Origin of the sequence: Aliivibrio sp. 1S175 (assembly GCF_001690985.1) — a bacterium.
Classification (GTDB): domain Bacteria; phylum Pseudomonadota; class Gammaproteobacteria; order Enterobacterales; family Vibrionaceae; genus Aliivibrio.
In genome coordinates this window covers 27,232-44,064 of record NZ_MAJS01000046.1, presented here as the reverse complement: position 1 = coordinate 44,064, position 16,833 = coordinate 27,232, and the positions used below count along the sequence as shown (strand labels likewise).

The 16,833-nt window shown below is 39.3% G+C and carries 18 protein-coding genes; 14 read left to right on the top strand and 4 right to left on the bottom strand.

The window, feature by feature from the left end:
• The first annotated feature begins 383 nt into the window (after positions 1-383).
• From A6E06_RS20220 to A6E06_RS13110, 4 genes are all read left to right on the top strand, one after another.
• Complete coding sequence (locus A6E06_RS20220; RefSeq protein WP_065591285.1) at positions 384-566, top strand: glutathione S-transferase N-terminal domain-containing protein; 183 nt, start codon at positions 384-386, stop codon at positions 564-566.
• A gap of 61 nt (positions 567-627) precedes the next feature.
• The gene (locus A6E06_RS13120; RefSeq protein ID WP_065591286.1) at positions 628-1,755 is read left to right on the top strand and encodes a zinc-binding dehydrogenase; all 1,128 of its coding nucleotides are present in this window, start codon (positions 628-630) and stop codon (positions 1,753-1,755) included.
• Between the two features lie 167 nt (positions 1,756-1,922).
• Positions 1,923-2,204: a DUF3081 domain-containing protein gene (locus tag A6E06_RS13115; protein ID WP_065591287.1), complete on the top strand. Its 282-nt coding sequence runs from the start codon at positions 1,923-1,925 to the stop codon at positions 2,202-2,204.
• A complete protein-coding gene (locus A6E06_RS13110; protein WP_065591288.1) occupies positions 2,201-2,722 on the top strand; it encodes a CIA30 family protein in 522 nt (173 codons plus the stop codon). The genes A6E06_RS13115 and A6E06_RS13110 overlap by 4 nt, the downstream gene beginning before the upstream one ends.
• Before the next feature lie 63 nt (positions 2,723-2,785).
• Here A6E06_RS13110 and A6E06_RS13105 read toward each other — a convergent pair whose 3' ends face one another.
• Entirely contained in the window at positions 2,786-3,451 is a 666-nt protein-coding gene (locus A6E06_RS13105) for a hypothetical protein (protein ID WP_065591289.1), read from the bottom strand.
• Between the two features lie 369 nt (positions 3,452-3,820).
• On the opposite strand from A6E06_RS13105, the gene A6E06_RS13100 reads away from it, so the two are divergent.
• From A6E06_RS13100 to A6E06_RS19845, 4 genes are all read left to right on the top strand, one after another.
• Positions 3,821-4,240, top strand: a complete 420-nt coding sequence (locus A6E06_RS13100; RefSeq protein WP_065591290.1) for an Hsp20 family protein — start codon at positions 3,821-3,823, stop codon at positions 4,238-4,240.
• A 214-nt stretch (positions 4,241-4,454) separates the two neighbouring features.
• Positions 4,455-6,353, top strand: a complete 1,899-nt coding sequence (gene dnaK / locus A6E06_RS13095) for a molecular chaperone DnaK (RefSeq protein ID WP_065591291.1) — start codon at positions 4,455-4,457, stop codon at positions 6,351-6,353.
• 248 nt (positions 6,354-6,601) lie between these two features.
• On the top strand, positions 6,602-7,627 hold the full coding sequence (locus A6E06_RS13090; protein ID WP_065591292.1) for a J domain-containing protein: 1,026 nt from the start codon (positions 6,602-6,604) through the stop codon (positions 7,625-7,627).
• 136 nt (positions 7,628-7,763) lie between these two features.
• Positions 7,764-7,934 carry a hypothetical protein gene (locus tag A6E06_RS19845; RefSeq protein WP_141676968.1) on the top strand — a complete coding sequence of 57 codons (171 nt, stop codon included), beginning with the start codon at positions 7,764-7,766 and terminating at the stop codon, positions 7,932-7,934.
• 82 nt (positions 7,935-8,016) lie between these two features.
• Here A6E06_RS19845 and aqpZ read toward each other — a convergent pair whose 3' ends face one another.
• Together aqpZ and A6E06_RS19985 are read right to left on the bottom strand one after the other, a co-directional pair.
• Entirely contained in the window at positions 8,017-8,703 is a 687-nt protein-coding gene (gene aqpZ / locus A6E06_RS13085) for an aquaporin Z (protein WP_065591293.1), read from the bottom strand.
• Between the two features lie 257 nt (positions 8,704-8,960).
• Positions 8,961-9,248, bottom strand: coding sequence for a hypothetical protein (locus A6E06_RS19985; RefSeq protein ID WP_065591294.1), 288 nt, complete (start codon positions 9,246-9,248; stop codon positions 8,961-8,963).
• A gap of 2 nt (positions 9,249-9,250) precedes the next feature.
• Between A6E06_RS19985 and sbcB the strand changes: the two genes are divergently transcribed.
• The 4 genes from sbcB (at position 9,251) to cdd (ending at position 12,755) form a co-directional block, all read left to right on the top strand.
• On the top strand, positions 9,251-10,675 hold the full coding sequence (gene sbcB, locus A6E06_RS13075) for an exodeoxyribonuclease I (protein ID WP_065591295.1): 1,425 nt from the start codon (positions 9,251-9,253) through the stop codon (positions 10,673-10,675).
• The gene (locus A6E06_RS13070; RefSeq protein WP_065591296.1) at positions 10,672-11,022 is read left to right on the top strand and encodes a CidA/LrgA family protein; all 351 of its coding nucleotides are present in this window, start codon (positions 10,672-10,674) and stop codon (positions 11,020-11,022) included. Before sbcB ends, A6E06_RS13070 begins: the two co-directional genes overlap by 4 nt.
• Positions 11,022-11,696, top strand: a complete 675-nt coding sequence (locus A6E06_RS13065; RefSeq protein ID WP_065591297.1) for a CidB/LrgB family autolysis modulator — start codon at positions 11,022-11,024, stop codon at positions 11,694-11,696. Before A6E06_RS13070 ends, A6E06_RS13065 begins: the two co-directional genes overlap by 1 nt.
• A 150-nt stretch (positions 11,697-11,846) precedes the next feature.
• A complete protein-coding gene (gene cdd, locus A6E06_RS13060) occupies positions 11,847-12,755 on the top strand; it encodes a cytidine deaminase (RefSeq protein ID WP_065591298.1) in 909 nt (302 codons plus the stop codon).
• Positions 12,756-12,831: 76 nt separating this feature from the next.
• On the opposite strand, the gene A6E06_RS13055 is transcribed toward cdd, so the two are convergent.
• Positions 12,832-13,995, bottom strand: a complete 1,164-nt coding sequence (locus A6E06_RS13055) for an amidase family protein (RefSeq protein ID WP_065591299.1) — start codon at positions 13,993-13,995, stop codon at positions 12,832-12,834.
• Positions 13,996-14,210: 215 nt separating this feature from the next.
• Between A6E06_RS13055 and purT the strand changes: the two genes are divergently transcribed.
• A complete protein-coding gene (gene purT / locus A6E06_RS13050) occupies positions 14,211-15,386 on the top strand; it encodes a formate-dependent phosphoribosylglycinamide formyltransferase (RefSeq protein WP_065591300.1) in 1,176 nt (391 codons plus the stop codon).
• A gap of 200 nt (positions 15,387-15,586) precedes the next feature.
• Entirely contained in the window at positions 15,587-16,777 is a 1,191-nt protein-coding gene (locus tag A6E06_RS13045) for an amino acid aminotransferase (RefSeq protein WP_065591301.1), read from the top strand.
• Positions 16,778-16,833: the final 56 nt, after the last annotated feature.

Below are 16,833 nucleotides of genomic sequence, written 5' to 3'. Positions count from 1 at the left end.
ATCGTAACAACACCATTTTCACTCTTCTTCAACTTCGCTACAGATAGCTGTAATCGTCTACTTTGTGGCTACCCATACTCATCAAGATACTTACGTAAAAAGAAACGTTATGGTTCACAAAACAACCAGAGAAACACCTATTTTATCCGCTGATGATAGTTGGTTTAGTCAGTTTTAACTCTCATTTCGACACCGTTTCCTTTGCATACCTCATCAATATTCATCTAAAAAACGGCATCATTCATTTCTCTATCTCTATTTATTGTTGCTTTAAAAGCAATAGTGATTCGCATTTATCCCTATATATAACCGAATTAAAACAAGTAATAATACGTGTAACTTAACTATTGCTACCTTCACATTAAGTAGTGGAAAAACGATTTATGATTACTTTGCACGGTTTCGCGTCTAGTAACTATTACAACCTAGTAAAGCATGCACTGCTATACAAGCTACTACCCTTTCAAGAAAACCTGATTTACGGTGGTAGTAATGAGTTACTCACAATAAGTCCGGCTGGCAAAGTAACGCTTAGTGATAAAAAACGAATAGTGAACTACAAATAAAGCAGACCAAATACAATGCCATTTTTGGCTAAAAAAATTAATTATTTGCTGGAGAAACCCAATGAAAGATACAAATATCCAACTTATTTCAACAATTAGCGAAGACAATAAGCTCACACTTTCTCTACAAGACATCGACATGCCACAACCTAATGCCGATGAAGTCGTTATTCGCATTGAAGCTGCCCCATTAAACCCATCTGATTTAGGCGTTTTATTCAGTGCCGCTGATATGACTACCGCAGAGCAATCAGGTACTTCTCAACATCCTGTGATTACTGCTGATGTTCCGGCTCAATTTATGCCATCGCTTGTAAAGCGTGTGGGTAAAGCAATTCCTGTTGGAAATGAAGGCGCAGGAACCGTTATAGCTGCGGGATCATCACCTGCAGCACAAGCGTTAATGGGTAAAACCGTTGCGGTAATTGGCGGCGGAACTTACCGTCAGTTTCTCTGCGCGAATGTGAAAAGCTGCTTAGAACTAAAAGAAGGTACGACAGCGAAAGAAGGTGCCTCGTCTTTTGTTAACCCGCTTACTGCATTAGCAATGGTTGCAACAATGCGTGCAGAAGGTCATAAAGCCATCATCCATGCCGCTGCTGCGTCTAATCTTGGTCAAATGTTAAACCGTATTTGTATTGCCGATGGCGTCGATTTAATTAACATTGTACGTAAAGAAGAACAAGAAACGCTATTACGTGACATGGGCGCAAAGTATGTTGTTAACTCAAGCAGTGAGACTTTCCTTGCCGATTTAACGGCGGCGATTATTGAAACCGGAGCAACAATTGCGTTTGACCCAATTGGTGGCGGTCAATTAACCAGTGACATACTTAACTGCATGGAAGTTGCTGCGGCTCGTGATATGAAAGAGCACAGCGTTTATGGCTCTGACACTTTCAAGCAAGTGTATATTTATGGTGCATTAAATCGTGGTCCTATTACGTTGAATCGTAACTTCGGTTTTGCTTGGGGTGTTAATGGTTTCTTATTATTCAATGCGTTAGGTAAACTAGGAACTGAAACTGTCATTGCAATGCGTAAACGTGTTGCTGATGAAATCACCACCACATTTGCTAGCCATTACACGCATGAAGTGTCTCTAGCAGAGGTATTAAAATTACAATCATTAGCCGCTTATTCTAAACAAGCGACAGGTGAAAAGTACTTAATTACGCCTCAGAAATAGCCTAAATACGTACCTGTAATTTTAAATAGTAATGGATGCCGTTGATTAGACTGCATCCATTTTTTTATTAGCAACCTACATACTCTTGGTGATCTAAATGTGGAGCTCAATCGTAGTTAGTTTAGGACAACCTATTGTACCCATCACATACGAAACAGGAGTTGCCTATGGACAGCAGACTTACAACCAAAGAGTTTCTCAGAGTATTCGATTGCGTTCGTTCATCTGGCGATCTACAGAATACTAAGTATCACTTAGACGATATATGTGCATGGCACGATTATGATGGTTATACCTGCTGGCTTGGTTATAAGGATGTTATTGTCACGCTAATGTTTCATGGATCACTTAAAATAGAATTCGACAAATCATCAAATTATTCGTATTTCACCAAGCAATGCTTAGCCATAATTACAGAAAATCATTGTGATAAAAAGGATTCGGCATGAATGAACGGGCAATACACAGGATTGATTTTACAAAACCTACTGAGCATCAAAAGTGGTTAGCGATAAATGATAACGTGATGGGCGGAATGTCAATGGGACGACTCACCTATGACGGTAAATCGTCTCAATTTCAAGGTGAATTGTCGCTCGTCAATAATGGAGGCTTCAGTTCAATAAAACGCTCGATTGAGCCTCTACCCAAAGAAATGAACACGGTCGAACTGATGTTCATTGGTGATGGACGCACCTACCAATTAAGGCTAACAACGTGGAAAGACGGATCCCCTATTCACTACAAACATGTATTTTCCACCACAAAGGGAAAACTGCAGAAAAAGGGATTTAACTTAACAGACTTTCAGGCTGTCTTTAGAGGGCGATTACTTAGTGATGCTCCTGAACTTGTTGCTGACGACGTCAAACAAGTCGGGTTTTTAATTGCTGATAAGCAGACACAGCCTTTTGCGTTGAACTTAAACCAGATTCAATTTAAGACGTTACCGAAACTCAATCAATGAATTAAACCTCAGTTACGCCACGCTTAACTCTCACGTTAATAACCGCAGTTATCTACATTACATTCAAGGTTTATCCTGAAAGCCTTCAATAGATACCTTTATGTACTGATCTACTCTTTCACTTGGTATTTCAGCCATGCTTTGTTTTTGATCATGCTTAAAATAAGAGACATAAAGGCTCGAAGTCACATCAAACGGTTCATCTGTTTTCAATTCATTCACTTTTATTCTGTCTCCAAGAAAGAAGGTGTCTATTTGTCCAATCTCGCCTGTATTGGTATTTAAGTTAAATAATCCCAAATACCAGAAAGTGCCAGTTCCTTGGTTTGACACAGAAAATGGCGCAGAGAAAACCATTTCATCGTCAATATTGCCAAGATGTAAAGGGGTGATGTTATAGTAATCTAAACTGACTAAACCATGCTCATCACCATCTTGGTATTTCCCTGTAGCAAGATGAAGATCATCATACTCTCTGAGATCAGTTAGAGGCGCTTTCGCTTCAGAATCAGGCAATTGGATCTGCCAGTAGCGATCGATATCAAAGCTAAATAACATTAGCATGACGTTATTCTTCGGATCTACGTTATTTGTTATATCAAAAGGAACGACTTGATCATCAGTTTGCACGACATAAATATCATCATTAGTGAAATTAAAACGATAGATCCCAGCTGCTACAACTAACAAAATAAGAGTTAAAATCACTAATAAGATTTTTCTTATCATAAATTATCCTTACGTTTTAAAAGTATTTTCAAAGTACAATAACGTTATCAACATTCAAAAACTACCCACCATAAAAAATAATCATTAAATTTTCTAATCAAAGTATTGACACCAAAGTTTCGGAAGCATATATTGATTACATGAATTGCCATTTGGAGTTCATGGATAACGGGTTCGCCTTATTATAGGGAACAAAACGTTATCACAATGAAGCGGCTCTACTGATTACTTATTTAAGAATAGTAGCGTTCTTTCTAACATTTAATCCTGAACCATATGTCATTAATGAGTTTACATTGGCTCTGAATATGTGTTCTTTCTCCTCGCTTAATGCGTCGAGAACTATTGCTTATTTTAAAGGATAGTATTATGCGTAATATCGATTTCACTCCCCTATACCGTCATGCCATTGGTTTTGATCGCCTGTTTAATCTTGTAGAGAACAGCGCTAACAAACCATCTCAAACTGGTTACCCACCCTATAACATCGAACAGAAAGACGAGAACAACTACCGTATTACCATGGCTGTTGCTGGTTTCTCTGAAGATTCGTTAACAATTTCTCAAGACGAACATATGCTGATTGTGTCAGGTGAAATTACTTCATCTGAAATAAAGCCAACTTACGTCTATCAAGGCATTGCAGAGCGCAACTTTGAACGAAAATTTCAACTTGCTGATTATGTAACCGTATCTGCAGCAAGCATGGAAAATGGATTACTTCATATCGACCTAGTTCGAGAAGTACCAGAAGCCGTGCAAGCGCGTAAGATTTTAATCAATCAATAACACATATTATCGTTACTCATCGGTGATAACAACGCATTGTATTTACTATAAAAATACAGCCCTCACCTATTGATTAACGCGAATAAGCATCATCATATTTCATTGAGAATAGCGTAAACTCGTAAATACACACTAAGTTTACGCTTATTAAATAACATCAAATTTAAATTATTTGCATTATAATAACTAATGCGAATTCAAAGGAAAAATTATTATGGGTAAAATCATTGGTATCGACCTAGGTACAACGAATTCTTGTGTTGCTGTTTTAGATGGCGACACACCACGTATCTTAGAAAATGCGGAAGGCGAACGTACAACGGCATCGGTAATTGCTTACACAGATGGCGAAACACTTGTTGGTCAGCCAGCTAAACGTCAAGCGATTACTAATCCACAAAATACCTTGTTTGCGATTAAGCGTCTTATTGGCCGTCGTTTTGAAGACGAAGAAGTTCAACGTGATATCGAAATCATGCCGTACAAAATTGTTAAAGCTGATAACGGTGATGCTTGGGTTGAAGCGCGAGGCCAAAAAATGGCTGCGCCTCAAGTGTCTGCTGAAATTCTTAAGAAAATGAAGAAAACAGCGGAAGATTTCCTAGGCGAAGAAGTAACTGGCGCGGTAATTACGGTTCCTGCTTACTTTAATGATGCTCAACGTCAAGCAACGAAAGATGCAGGTCGTATCGCAGGTCTTGATGTTAAACGTATCATCAATGAACCAACAGCGGCGGCACTGGCTTACGGCCTAGATAAAAAAGGCGGCGAGCGCACTATCGCAGTATACGATCTTGGTGGTGGTACCTTCGATATCTCTATCATTGAAATCGACAACGTTGATGGCGAGCAAACGTTCGAAGTGCTTGCAACAAACGGCGATACTCACCTAGGTGGTGAAGATTTCGATAACCGTATGATCAATTTCTTAGTTGACGAGTTCAAAAAAGAACAAGGTATCAACCTTAAAACTGATCCACTGGCTATGCAACGTGTTAAAGAAGCAGCAGAAAAAGCGAAGATTGAACTGTCTTCAGCTCAACAAACTGACGTAAACCTTCCTTACGTTACTGCTGATGCAACTGGTCCTAAGCACATGAACGTTAAAGTGACGCGCGCAAAACTAGAATCTCTAGTTGAAGACTTAGTCATTCGTACGCTTGAACCGTTAAAAGTGGCTCTAGCCGATGCTGATCTAACTATTGATTCCATCACTGATGTTATCCTAGTTGGTGGCCAAACACGTATGCCTATGGTTCAAGCAAAAGTGGCTGATTTCTTTGGTAAAGAAGCGCGTCGTGATGTAAACCCTGATGAAGCAGTCGCAATGGGTGCAGCAGTTCAAGGTGGCGTTCTAGCGGGTGATGTTAAAGATGTCCTTCTTTTAGATGTGACTCCTCTCTCTTTCGGTATCGAAACGATGGGTGGTGTTATGACTAAACTAATTGAGAAGAACACAACGATCCCTACTAAGGCGGACCAAACGTTCTCAACGGCTGAAGATAACCAAAGTGCGGTAACAATCCACGTACTTCAAGGTGAGCGTAAGCAAGCGACATACAATAAATCTCTAGGTCAATTTAACCTAGAAGGTATTCAAGCAGCACCGCGTGGTACGGCACAAATCGAAGTAACGTTCGATCTAGATGCTGATGGTATCCTAAACGTATCTGCAAAAGATAAGACAACAGGTAAAGAACAGAAGATCACGATTAAAGCATCTGGTGGTTTAACTCCTGAAGAAATCGAAGCAATGGTACAAGAAGCTGAAGCAAACAAAGACGCGGACAAAAAGTTCGAAGAGTTAGTAACAGCACGTAACCAAGCGGATCAAATGATCCACGGTACGAAGAAACAAATCGAAGAAGCAGGTGATGCACTTCCCGCTGATGAGAAAGAAAAAATCGAAGCCGCAATCAAAGCGCTAGAAGACGTTAAGTCAGGTGATGATAAAGAAGCAATCGATGCGAAAACTCAAGAGCTAATGCAAGCAGCACAAAAGCTAATGGAAATTGCTCAACAGAAAGCGCAAGCACAACAAGGTGCTGACGCAGGAGCGCAACCTAAGCAAGAAGATGATGTAGTAGATGCAGAGTTTGAAGAGGTAAAATAATACTTCATTCACTCTAAGACTAATCAGCGTTAACAAGTAAATTTAGGGCGTATTGAGGAAACTCATGCGCCCTTTTTCTCGGATTTAAATAAGAAGCTACGTATCTTGATGATAATACTGCCAAAGAAATAAAGGCAACCTTAAGGAGATTAACTTACCTACCTTCTTAGTTATCCTTTTACCTTTACTTTTCTATCTCCCTATCGCTACACTGTTGCCGTCTTTTTATTGTTAATAATTTTATATTTATGGTTCGTTCGATTTTACTTATTATTGCTCTACTTTTTAGTTTCACCACTTATGCCAATTCTTTAGAAGAAAAAGCGGAATTGGGTGATGCCCGTGCGCAAGTAAAACTGGCAATGGAGTATGAATCAGGCACAAATCGTCCCATCAATATTGATCATGCTATTCAGTGGTATAAACAAGCGGCTATCCAAGATAACACCACAGCCCAATTTAACCTTGGCCAAATCTATAAAAATGGTTATGGCGTAGCTCAAGACAGTAAACAAGCCATCTATTGGTTTACTCGCGCAGCAACGCAAAATAACCCACCGTCTCAATTCTATTTAGGTGAGATTTATGAATACGGCTTATCTGGCAAAGTCGATTTATATAATGCCTCTTTGTGGTATCAAATTGCGTCTCATAATGGGCATGGCGAGGCTATGCTTGGCTATAAACGAGTATTGGAGTCATTAGCAGAAGAACAACAGAAATCGGAACAAACTCCAATCACCCAAGAAGAAACATTTCAGATTGAAACAACTCAAGCAAAACTTACTGAACCAGAAGCAACACCTGAACCAAAAACAATTATTATCACGCAAGTAGAAAAACCAACGGCATTGATCACTTTTGGTAGTTATTTACTTATCGTTATCATGATAGTTATTCTGGTTTTTCTGTTATTGCGATTAAAAAAAGCCATTAATCAAACGAAAGAAAACTCACCACTGCACACTAATTTTGCTAAATCACTGCAAAATGAAAAATTCAAGCGTCTGCAAGATACAAACGAGAAGTTGAAGATCAGAGCGGACGCTCAAGAGGTCACAATCAAGCGCTTAAATATTGAGTTAGATTCAGCAAGAAAACCAGCAATGCTAAACTTTACGCCTTATCAATTATTAGGAATTACAGTACAAAGCAGTACTTCAGATATTAAAAGACAATATCGTAAACTTGCTCAACTTCACCACCCTGATCATGGAACCGACGGTGTGATGCTGACTGAAATAAATAAGGCTTATCGCCAACTAAAGCCGTGATGACTCCCAATATTAGAGGCAACGCTTTACAATTTAAGACATCTCTATATAATTTTCGCACTCAAATATGTTATCAAAATGTAATAACAATAACTTAACATATAAAGCTCATCGTACTATAAATAGAGAAAGTCATATGTTTAATTTAGAAGGTCACTGCGACTGGTGTAAAAAACCAGCGATGGTATTACAGCATCAATACTGTGATGGCGCAAAGTACTACGCCTGCTCAAGCTGTAATGATTACGCTAAAATCGATATCAGAGAATACGATTTAGCTGAGATGGAACAAATAAATCAAAAATAGCGGTTAAAAAATGGTTATAAAAAATGCCGATGAATTAAATCATCGGCATTTTTATTTATTCTCTAAAACGGTTATTTAAGTATTATGACTCTTTCGCCATTACTTTATAGATCAAAGCACCAATAATAGCACCCACAATTGGAGCTATCCAGAATAACCAAAGCTGAGATATAGCCCAATCACCCGCATACAAAGCAACTGCTGTACTACGTGCAGGGTTAACAGAAGTGTTAGTCACAGGAATACTGATTAAATGGATAAGTGTTAAACACAGACCAATTGCAATCGGTGCAAATCCTGCTGGAGCACGGCTATCTGTTGCACCCATGATGACAATTAAGAACATTGCAGTCATTACAATTTCTGTAATTAATGCCGCTGTCATTGTGTAACCACCAGGTGAATGTTCACCAAAACCATTTGAGGCAAAACCACCCGCTAAATCAAAGCCAGCTTGACCACTTGCGATTAGATATAAGATACCACCTGCTGCAATCCCGCCTAAAACTTGTGAAATAATGTAAGGTACGAGATCTTTTACATCAAAGCGTCCACCAACCCAAAGGCCGATAGATACTGCTGGGTTTAGGTGACAACCTGAAATATGTCCAATCGCAAATGCCATTGTTAATACGGTTAAACCAAAAGCCAGAGCTACGCCGGCAAACCCTATACCTAGCTCAGGAAAACCAGCGGCTAATACGGCACTACCACACCCTCCTAGCACTAGCCAAAATGTACCTATAAACTCTGCCATGTATTTATTCATAATGATTCCTATATAATTATTATCACTTGATTTCGCTTTAATTTTTTATTCCGAACCAAGTTCTTGTTCAAAAAGAATATAGGTGATGATTAACAAAATAGACACTTTTAGATTTCAATTTGTTTCTGATTTTCATTTTTAAGACACCATTCCAAAAGCTGTAACACTGATTTATCTTGAAATTACAGATATTTGACTAAATTCATCCAAAATTCCAACTCAATAAAATAACCGCTAATAATTTGAGCTGGATTCTTCTATCTCATACCTAGTATCAACTTTTCTGCATAGCACTCATAAGACATAACACCAAGCGCTGAAATTCCTGTAGATAACGAGCGTCTAAAGTCATGCGTTCGCCAATACTCACGCTTTAACATCGCACGTAAATGACGAATGTATTTGTTCGTGGTCAATATGCTCGTTAAGCAAAGATCATCACTCAATAAAGACCCTTCTAATTTTTCTTCCTCTTCTGTTTCTAATGCCTTGCGATTATGTGATAGATCTCTGATAATTAATGTATTGCTATTAATTGGACACACTTATGCCGCAGGATAACGCACCAAGTTTCTTCTTTTTCGATTATGAGACATGGGGAACTAGCCCATCTCTCGATCGCCCATGCCAATTTGCTGGGGTTCGTACCGATGAAGATTTCAATATCATTGGTGAGCCATTAGTTATTTACTGCCGCCCTCCAATTGATTACTTACCTTCTCCTGAAGCGTGTTTAATTACGGGTATCACACCACAAACTGCGGTAAATAAAGGCTTGTCTGAGCCTGAGTTCATTACTCAAATCCATAAGGAATTATCACAGCCAAATACGTGTTCATTAGGCTACAACAACATTCGTTTTGATGATGAAGTTTCTCGCTACACCTTATACCGTAACTTCTTTGAACCGTATGGTTGGAGCTGGCAAAATGGTAATTCACGTTGGGATCTACTTGATGTGATGCGTGCCGTTTATGCGCTACGTCCTGAAGGCATTCAATGGCCAAAAGACGAAGAAGGTAAACCAAGCTTTAGATTAGAAAAACTCTCTCAAGCAAATGGCATTGAACATGAAAATGCCCACGATGCGATGGCCGATGTTATTGCCACCATCGAGTTAGCTAAAGTGGTTAAAAAAGCACAACCTAAAATGTTTAACTACCTGCTTTCTATGCGTCATAAAAAGAAAGCGGCAACGTTAATCGATATCGTTGAAATGACACCGTTAATGCACGTATCTGGTATGTTTGGCGTAGATAGAGGCAATATCAGCTGGATTGTGCCTGTTGCTTGGCACCCAACGAACAACAACGCGGTCATTACGATTGATTTAGCATTAGACCCAAGTGTGTTCCTAGAATTAGATGCAGAGCAACTACATCAACGTATGTATACCAAGCGTGCTGATCTTGCGCCTGATGAATTGCCAGTTCCGGTAAAACTCGTGCATTTAAACAAGTGCCCTATTCTTGCGCCGGCAAAAACGCTGACGGCTGAGAATGCTGAAAACCTAAATGTAGACAGAGCGGCCTGTTTAAAAAATCTTAAAGTGATCCGTGATAATCCTGAGATCAGACAGAAGCTGATTGCTTTGTACAGCATTGAACCAAATTATGAAAAGTCGACTAATGTAGATACCCTTCTATACGATGGTTTCTTCTCTCATGCTGATAAAACAGCGATTGATATGATCCGTCAATCGACACCTGAGCAGCTAATCGACTTTGAACCAAATGTCAGTGACCCACGAATTAAACCGTTACTGTTCCGTTATCGTGCGCGTAATTTCCCGCATACGCTTAATGAATCAGAACAGCTAAAGTGGCAAGCTCACTTGCAAGATTATTTCCAAACTCATTTACCTGAATATGAATCAAACTTTGAAAATCTATACCTTGAATCTGAAGGCAATGAGAAAAAGACTGCGATTCTTCGCGCCGTTTATAATTACGTACAACAGTTAGTATCATGATTAAATATATTTATTCTTTCGCTTGGATTTTTGCTTCCTTATTTGCGGGTAACGGACTTCAATCGTGGCTGAACATTTCGGTTCCCGGCAGTATTATTGGAATGCTTATTCTATTTACTGCAATGGTAATTGGCGTATGCAAGCCTGATTGGACAGCAACTGGCTGTCAGTTTTTTATGCGCAATATGCTGATCTTATTTATCCCTATTTCAGTTGGGTTAATGACGCATTTTGATTTACTGCTTGATAACGCCATACCTATTATTGTGAGTACCGCGGGGGGGTCGCTATTAGTATTAGTGTGCCTGTCATTATTTATCGATCGTCTTGATAGAGGTAATAAATAATGTGGGTTATTTTAACGGTCGTTGTTTTTTATTCAGCCCGTTGGTTTGCAAAACGCTTTCCTCATCCGCTTAATAATCCATTATTATTGAGTGTTTTTATTGTCATTCCTATTTTGATGGTATTAAAGGTTCCCTATGAAACTTACTATGCAGATAATGCATTTTTAAGTTATTTACTGCAGCCTGCTGTTGTTGCTTTAGCTTATCCATTGTATGAACAATTGCCCCATATACGTGCTAACTGGAAGATTATTTTATTAGCTTGTAGTGTTGGATCTTTGTTCTCTATGTTATCTGGCGCATTCTTAGCGGTGTGGATGGGCGCTGATATGCAGCTCGTTGCTAGCATTTTACCAAAATCAGTAACCACACCTATTGCGATGGCGATTTCATCACAACTTGAAGGTGAAGCGGCTATAGCGGCTATCTTGGTATTATTAGCAGGGTTAATGGGGGCTATTTTCGCTTACCCTATTTATAACCTGTTAGGGATAAAGAGCTCATTAGCGCGAGGTTTAGCAATGGGTAATGTTTCTCATGCGTTAGGTACAGCACAAGCGGCTGAAGTGAACCCTCAAGATGCGGCATTTAGTTCATTAGCCCTCGTGATTTGTGGAATTATTACGTCTTTAGTTGCTCCTGTGATTTATTCGCTAATGCTATTAATGTACTAATCATTGGATAAAAGAACACCAAATACGGTGTGACATCTCTCTCAATGATGTAATTAATGTAAAATTGCATCATTGAGTGTGAACTTGATCTATGTTTCGTTTCTAATTCCCTCTAAAATGATCCCATAATATTTAAAAAGGATCATATAGATGACCACCCTACATAAAGACTCTCTGCAACAACGCTTAGAAGATGCGATGAAAACACTTCCTTCTTCATTGCTATCTGCTATTGCTCCTTTAATTAATGAGCAATTTACTGGTGTCATTACTAAAGAACAGTTTCTGTCTTTACTTTCTCAAAGTGAATTAAGCGATAAAGAATTAAGATTGGCGCTTTTACCTTTGGCTGCTGCATTTTCTGTTGCCCCAATTTCTAACTTCTATGTTGGCGCAATCGCGCGCGGTGTTTCTGGTGATTTATATTTTGGTGCGAACATGGAATTCAGCAATGTTCAACTAGGCCAAACTATCCATGCAGAACAATCTGCCATCAGTCACGCTTGGATCCACGGTGAAACAGGCATTTTAGACATCACTATTAATTTCAGTCCTTGTGGTCACTGTCGTCAATTTATGAATGAATTAACGACCGCTGATAGTTTGATGGTTCAACTGCCTGATCGTGATGAAAAATCGCTACAAGAGTATTTACCAGAATCTTTCGGCCCTAAAGATCTAGGCATTGAAGGCGGCTTACTTGCGAAGGTGTCTCATGAGCTGACTTTTGAATCTAACTCGCCATTACTAATCACGGCGTTCGAGGCGGCAAATCGCAGTCACGCTCCTTATTCTAAAAACTTTAGTGGTGTTGCGTTAGAAATGAATAACGGCAATATTTACTCAGGTATGTATGCTGAAAACGCAGCATTCAATCCTAGTTTACCACCGCTACAAGTGGCTCTAGTACACGCAAATATGTCTCGTGAAGCGTTATCTGAGATAAAAAAAGCGGCATTGATTGAAGATCATAAAGGGGCGATTAGTCATTTAGCGATTACAACATGTACGCTAAAAGATCTAAGCCCTAATATGGTATTAGAATACGTTTCTTTGTAATGAAGAATAAATAGAGGAGGTCATGCCCTCCTCTATTTTTTATTTCAGGTTTACTTACCCATCGAGTTCAATAGATCTATTGATTACTCTTCCAACGAATAGCGGCATCAATAAGCTGTCTGTCCATTCCTTTTTGGCCAATTAATGAAATTCCCCACGGTGAATTATTTACTGAAAACCATGGAAGATGTAATTGTGGTAAATCAGCTAAACTGGCCAACGATGTATATTTCAATATTTGAGTATTAAGCTTATACAGCTGTTCATCTGATGCCGTTCTTGGCGGTGCAGTATTCGCCGTTGTTGGCATTAATATTAATGTCTTTTCGTCTAAAATCGATTCTAAAACCGATTTAACTAACTCTCTTTGCTCTAAAGCGATACGCTCATCTTTATATTTTAATGAAGCAAGCCACTTCATTTGCATCTTAATTTCATCACTAACAACTGAATTATTCTTTTCAATCCAAAGCTCGATATTTCGCAGCCCTCTTGTTGCAGAGATAACTTTAAAACTCTCAGCGGCCTTTGTGGTAATGATCTTACTGATCGCTTTACTGCGAACCACATTATAGGGAGATGACGTAAGCAATTTTTCTAATTTTTCTTTTGCTTCATCAGGAACATCAAGAAATAAGCTGTCTAATACCACAATACGATCAATCATCACTAATGGTGACATTGGCGTTAGTGTTGCTGCTACTTTTCTTATGTCTGATAAATTTTTTGCAACCCACCCAAGTGACGTATCTTCTTTTGCTATGCTATCAATTCCATTCATATTGACGCCGCAAGTCGACGATTTAAACCCATACAAACCAGCATATAACGCGGGGATCCGAACGCCACCATTTAAATCAGTTCCTAAACCAATATCAGCAAACCCATTTGCAACCGCCGCCACAGCACCGCAAGAAGAACCGCCTATAAATCGCCCTTCACTATTTGGATTTAAAATGGCTTCGTAATGGGCATTATTACCGTGCAAGCCAAAACCAAACTCATCCATCTGAGTTTTTCCGACAAATATCGCCCCTTTCTTTAATATCAGATCGACAACTGGCGCATTCGCTTTCGCTGCTTTTTGTTGAGATAGCCAGGTTGGATTTCCTAATCCATTCGGAGTGTCTTTTATATTAATGCAGTCACTTACAACGAATTTCTTGTTTTCTAAAAGACCATAAAACGCCCATTGTTGTGTCTCTCCAGAATGAGGTACACAAATGGTTTGATCATCCATAATTCAATGCCACTACTTTATTAAAAAAATAGCATAACAGCCGTGAGATTGAATACAAACGAACACATTCACACTGCCTATAATTTGGTTAGCAGTGTGATATAGATACCATATTTATAAACTTGAAAGTAAGATAAAACCAAAAGCAAACGTTTGCGTATTGGCTGAATTTTAGTATTATAGCGCCATATTTCACGATTACATGAGAATTTATTATGTTTGGTACTGCTCTATCTTCTTCTGCAACAAAAGTATTATTGCTTGGCTCTGGCGAACTTGGTAAAGAAGTGGCAATTGAATGTCAGCGTCTTGGTTTAGAAGTCATTGCGGTTGACCGCTATTTAAACGCCCCTGCAATGCAAGTCGCTCATCGTAGTTATGCTATTGATATGTTAGACGCTGACGCACTAGAAGAAATCATCAAAAAAGAGCAACCAGATTATGTCGTGCCTGAAATTGAAGCCATTGCGACAGATAAATTGGTTGAGTTAGAGAAGCAAGGTCTTAATGTCGTCCCTACCGCTAATGCGACAAAGCTCACCATGAACCGTGAAGGCATTCGTCGTTTAGCCGCTGAAGAATTAAAATTGCCGACTTCACCTTATCGTTTTGTCGATACTTATGATGAGTTAGTTGAAGCCGTTAAATTTGTTGGAATGCCTTGTGTGATTAAGCCTGTGATGAGTTCATCAGGTAAAGGCCAAAGTGTGATTAAAACCGAAGCAGATATCAAAAACTCATGGGATTATGCGCAAGACGGTGGCCGTACCGGTGCTGGACGAGTCATAGTTGAAGGCTTTGTTGATTTCGATTATGAGATCTCATTATTAACGGTTCGTGCTATTGATGGTGTTCATTTTTGTGCGCCCATTGGTCATCGACAAGAAGACGGGGATTACCGTGAATCTTGGCAACCACAAGTAATGACAGAAGCCGCATTAAAACAAGCTCAACAAGCCGCAGAAAAAGTGGTGAATGCGCTCGGTGGGTACGGTTTATTCGGCGTAGAGTTATTTATTAAAGGTAATGATATTTATTTTAATGAAGTCTCTCCTCGTCCACACGATACTGGGTTAGTCACTCTAATGTCACAAGAAATGTCTGAGTTTGCTCTGCATGTTCGTGCCTTTACTGGAATGCCAATTAATAGTATTACGCAATATGGCCCTGCTGCTTCTTCTGTTATTTTAGGGCAAGGGACATCAACGAATATCCGTTTTGATGGGCTAACAGAGGCTTTAAGCCAACCGCAAACTCAAGTAAAACTGTTTGGAAAACCAGAAATAAATGGTCGCCGCCGTTTAGGTGTTGCGATTACTCGTCGTGATAATCTGGACACTGCGATTGAAGATGCGATTTCAGCGTCAAACAAAATTAAGATCACGTACTAAAGAATTAAATCAACACATCAGAATGGTGAATGAATACCGTTCTGATGTGTTTTTTACCATTTTTCATCTGATTTCATTCTTTAATTAATAAATTTTGGCATTTTAGTTATCTAACCGTTGCAAACTTACAAGGTTAACGGGTATAAATAACTAAATCGCTCGTTAACTTTTTTATTTTAATCTCACCATGGATGATGACTATGTTTGAAAAGATCTCTGCTGCACCAGCTGACCCAATTTTAGGTCTTACTGATGAATTTAAAAACGACCCTCGTGCTGAAAAAATCAACCTAGGTGTTGGTATTTATAAGAACGAAGCAGGTCAAACACCTGTATTAAAAACGGTAAAAAAAGCAGAAGCAGTATTGCTTGATACTGAAAAAACAAAGTCATACTTAACCATCCAAGGTACAGCAGAATACGGCCTAGCAGTTCAAAAACTGTTATTTGGTAACGATGCTGAAGTTATTACAGAAAAACGCGCTCAAACCGCTCAAGCTCCAGGTGGTACTGGTGCATTACGAGTTGCTGGTGAATTCATTAAACGTCAGCTTGGCGATGTGAAGATCTGGATCAGTAATCCTACATGGGCAAACCACATAGGTGTGTTTACCGCTGCTGGTATCGAGACTGCACAATACAGCTACTATAACGCTGAAACTAAATCAAAAGACTTCGCTGCAATGCTTTCTGATCTTCAACAAGCAAGCGAAGGTGATGTTGTTCTACTTCATGGCTGCTGCCATAACCCAACAGGTATTGATCCAACGGCTTCTGAGTGGGAAGAACTAGCGAAACTGTGTTCAGAAAAAGGATTACTGCCTTTATTTGATTTCGCATACCAAGGCTTTGCTAAAGGCGTAGAAGAAGATGCGTCTGGTCTTCGTACTTTCGCTAAATATTGCCCTGAGTTATTAGTAGCAAGTTCATTCTCGAAAAACTTCGGTCTATACAATGAACGTGTTGGTGCTTTCACTCTAGTAGCAAAAGAACCCGCTGTTGCTTCTGATGCATTCTCTCAAGTTAAAGCTATCATTCGCTCTATTTACTCTAACCCACCAGCTCACGGTGCTGCTGTCGTTACCTACATCTTAAATGATGATGCGTTGCGTGCAGAGTGGGAACAAGAAGTAGCAGAAATGCGTGACCGTATTCAAGAAATGCGTACTCTATTTGTAACCACATTAAAAGAACAAGGCGTTGCTGCTGACTTTAGCTTTATTGAAGGTCAAAACGGCATGTTCTCGTTCTCTGGTCTTTCTAAAGAGCAAGTAAACCGCCTAAAAGATGAGTTTGCTATCTACATTGTCGGCTCTGGCCGTATCAGTGTTGCTGGTATGACAAAAGACAATATGCTTCCTTTATGTAAAGGGATTGCAGCGGTTCTTTAATTCTCTGCTAGCTATATAAACCAATAAAGGCGCTTAATGTAAGCGCCTTTATTATT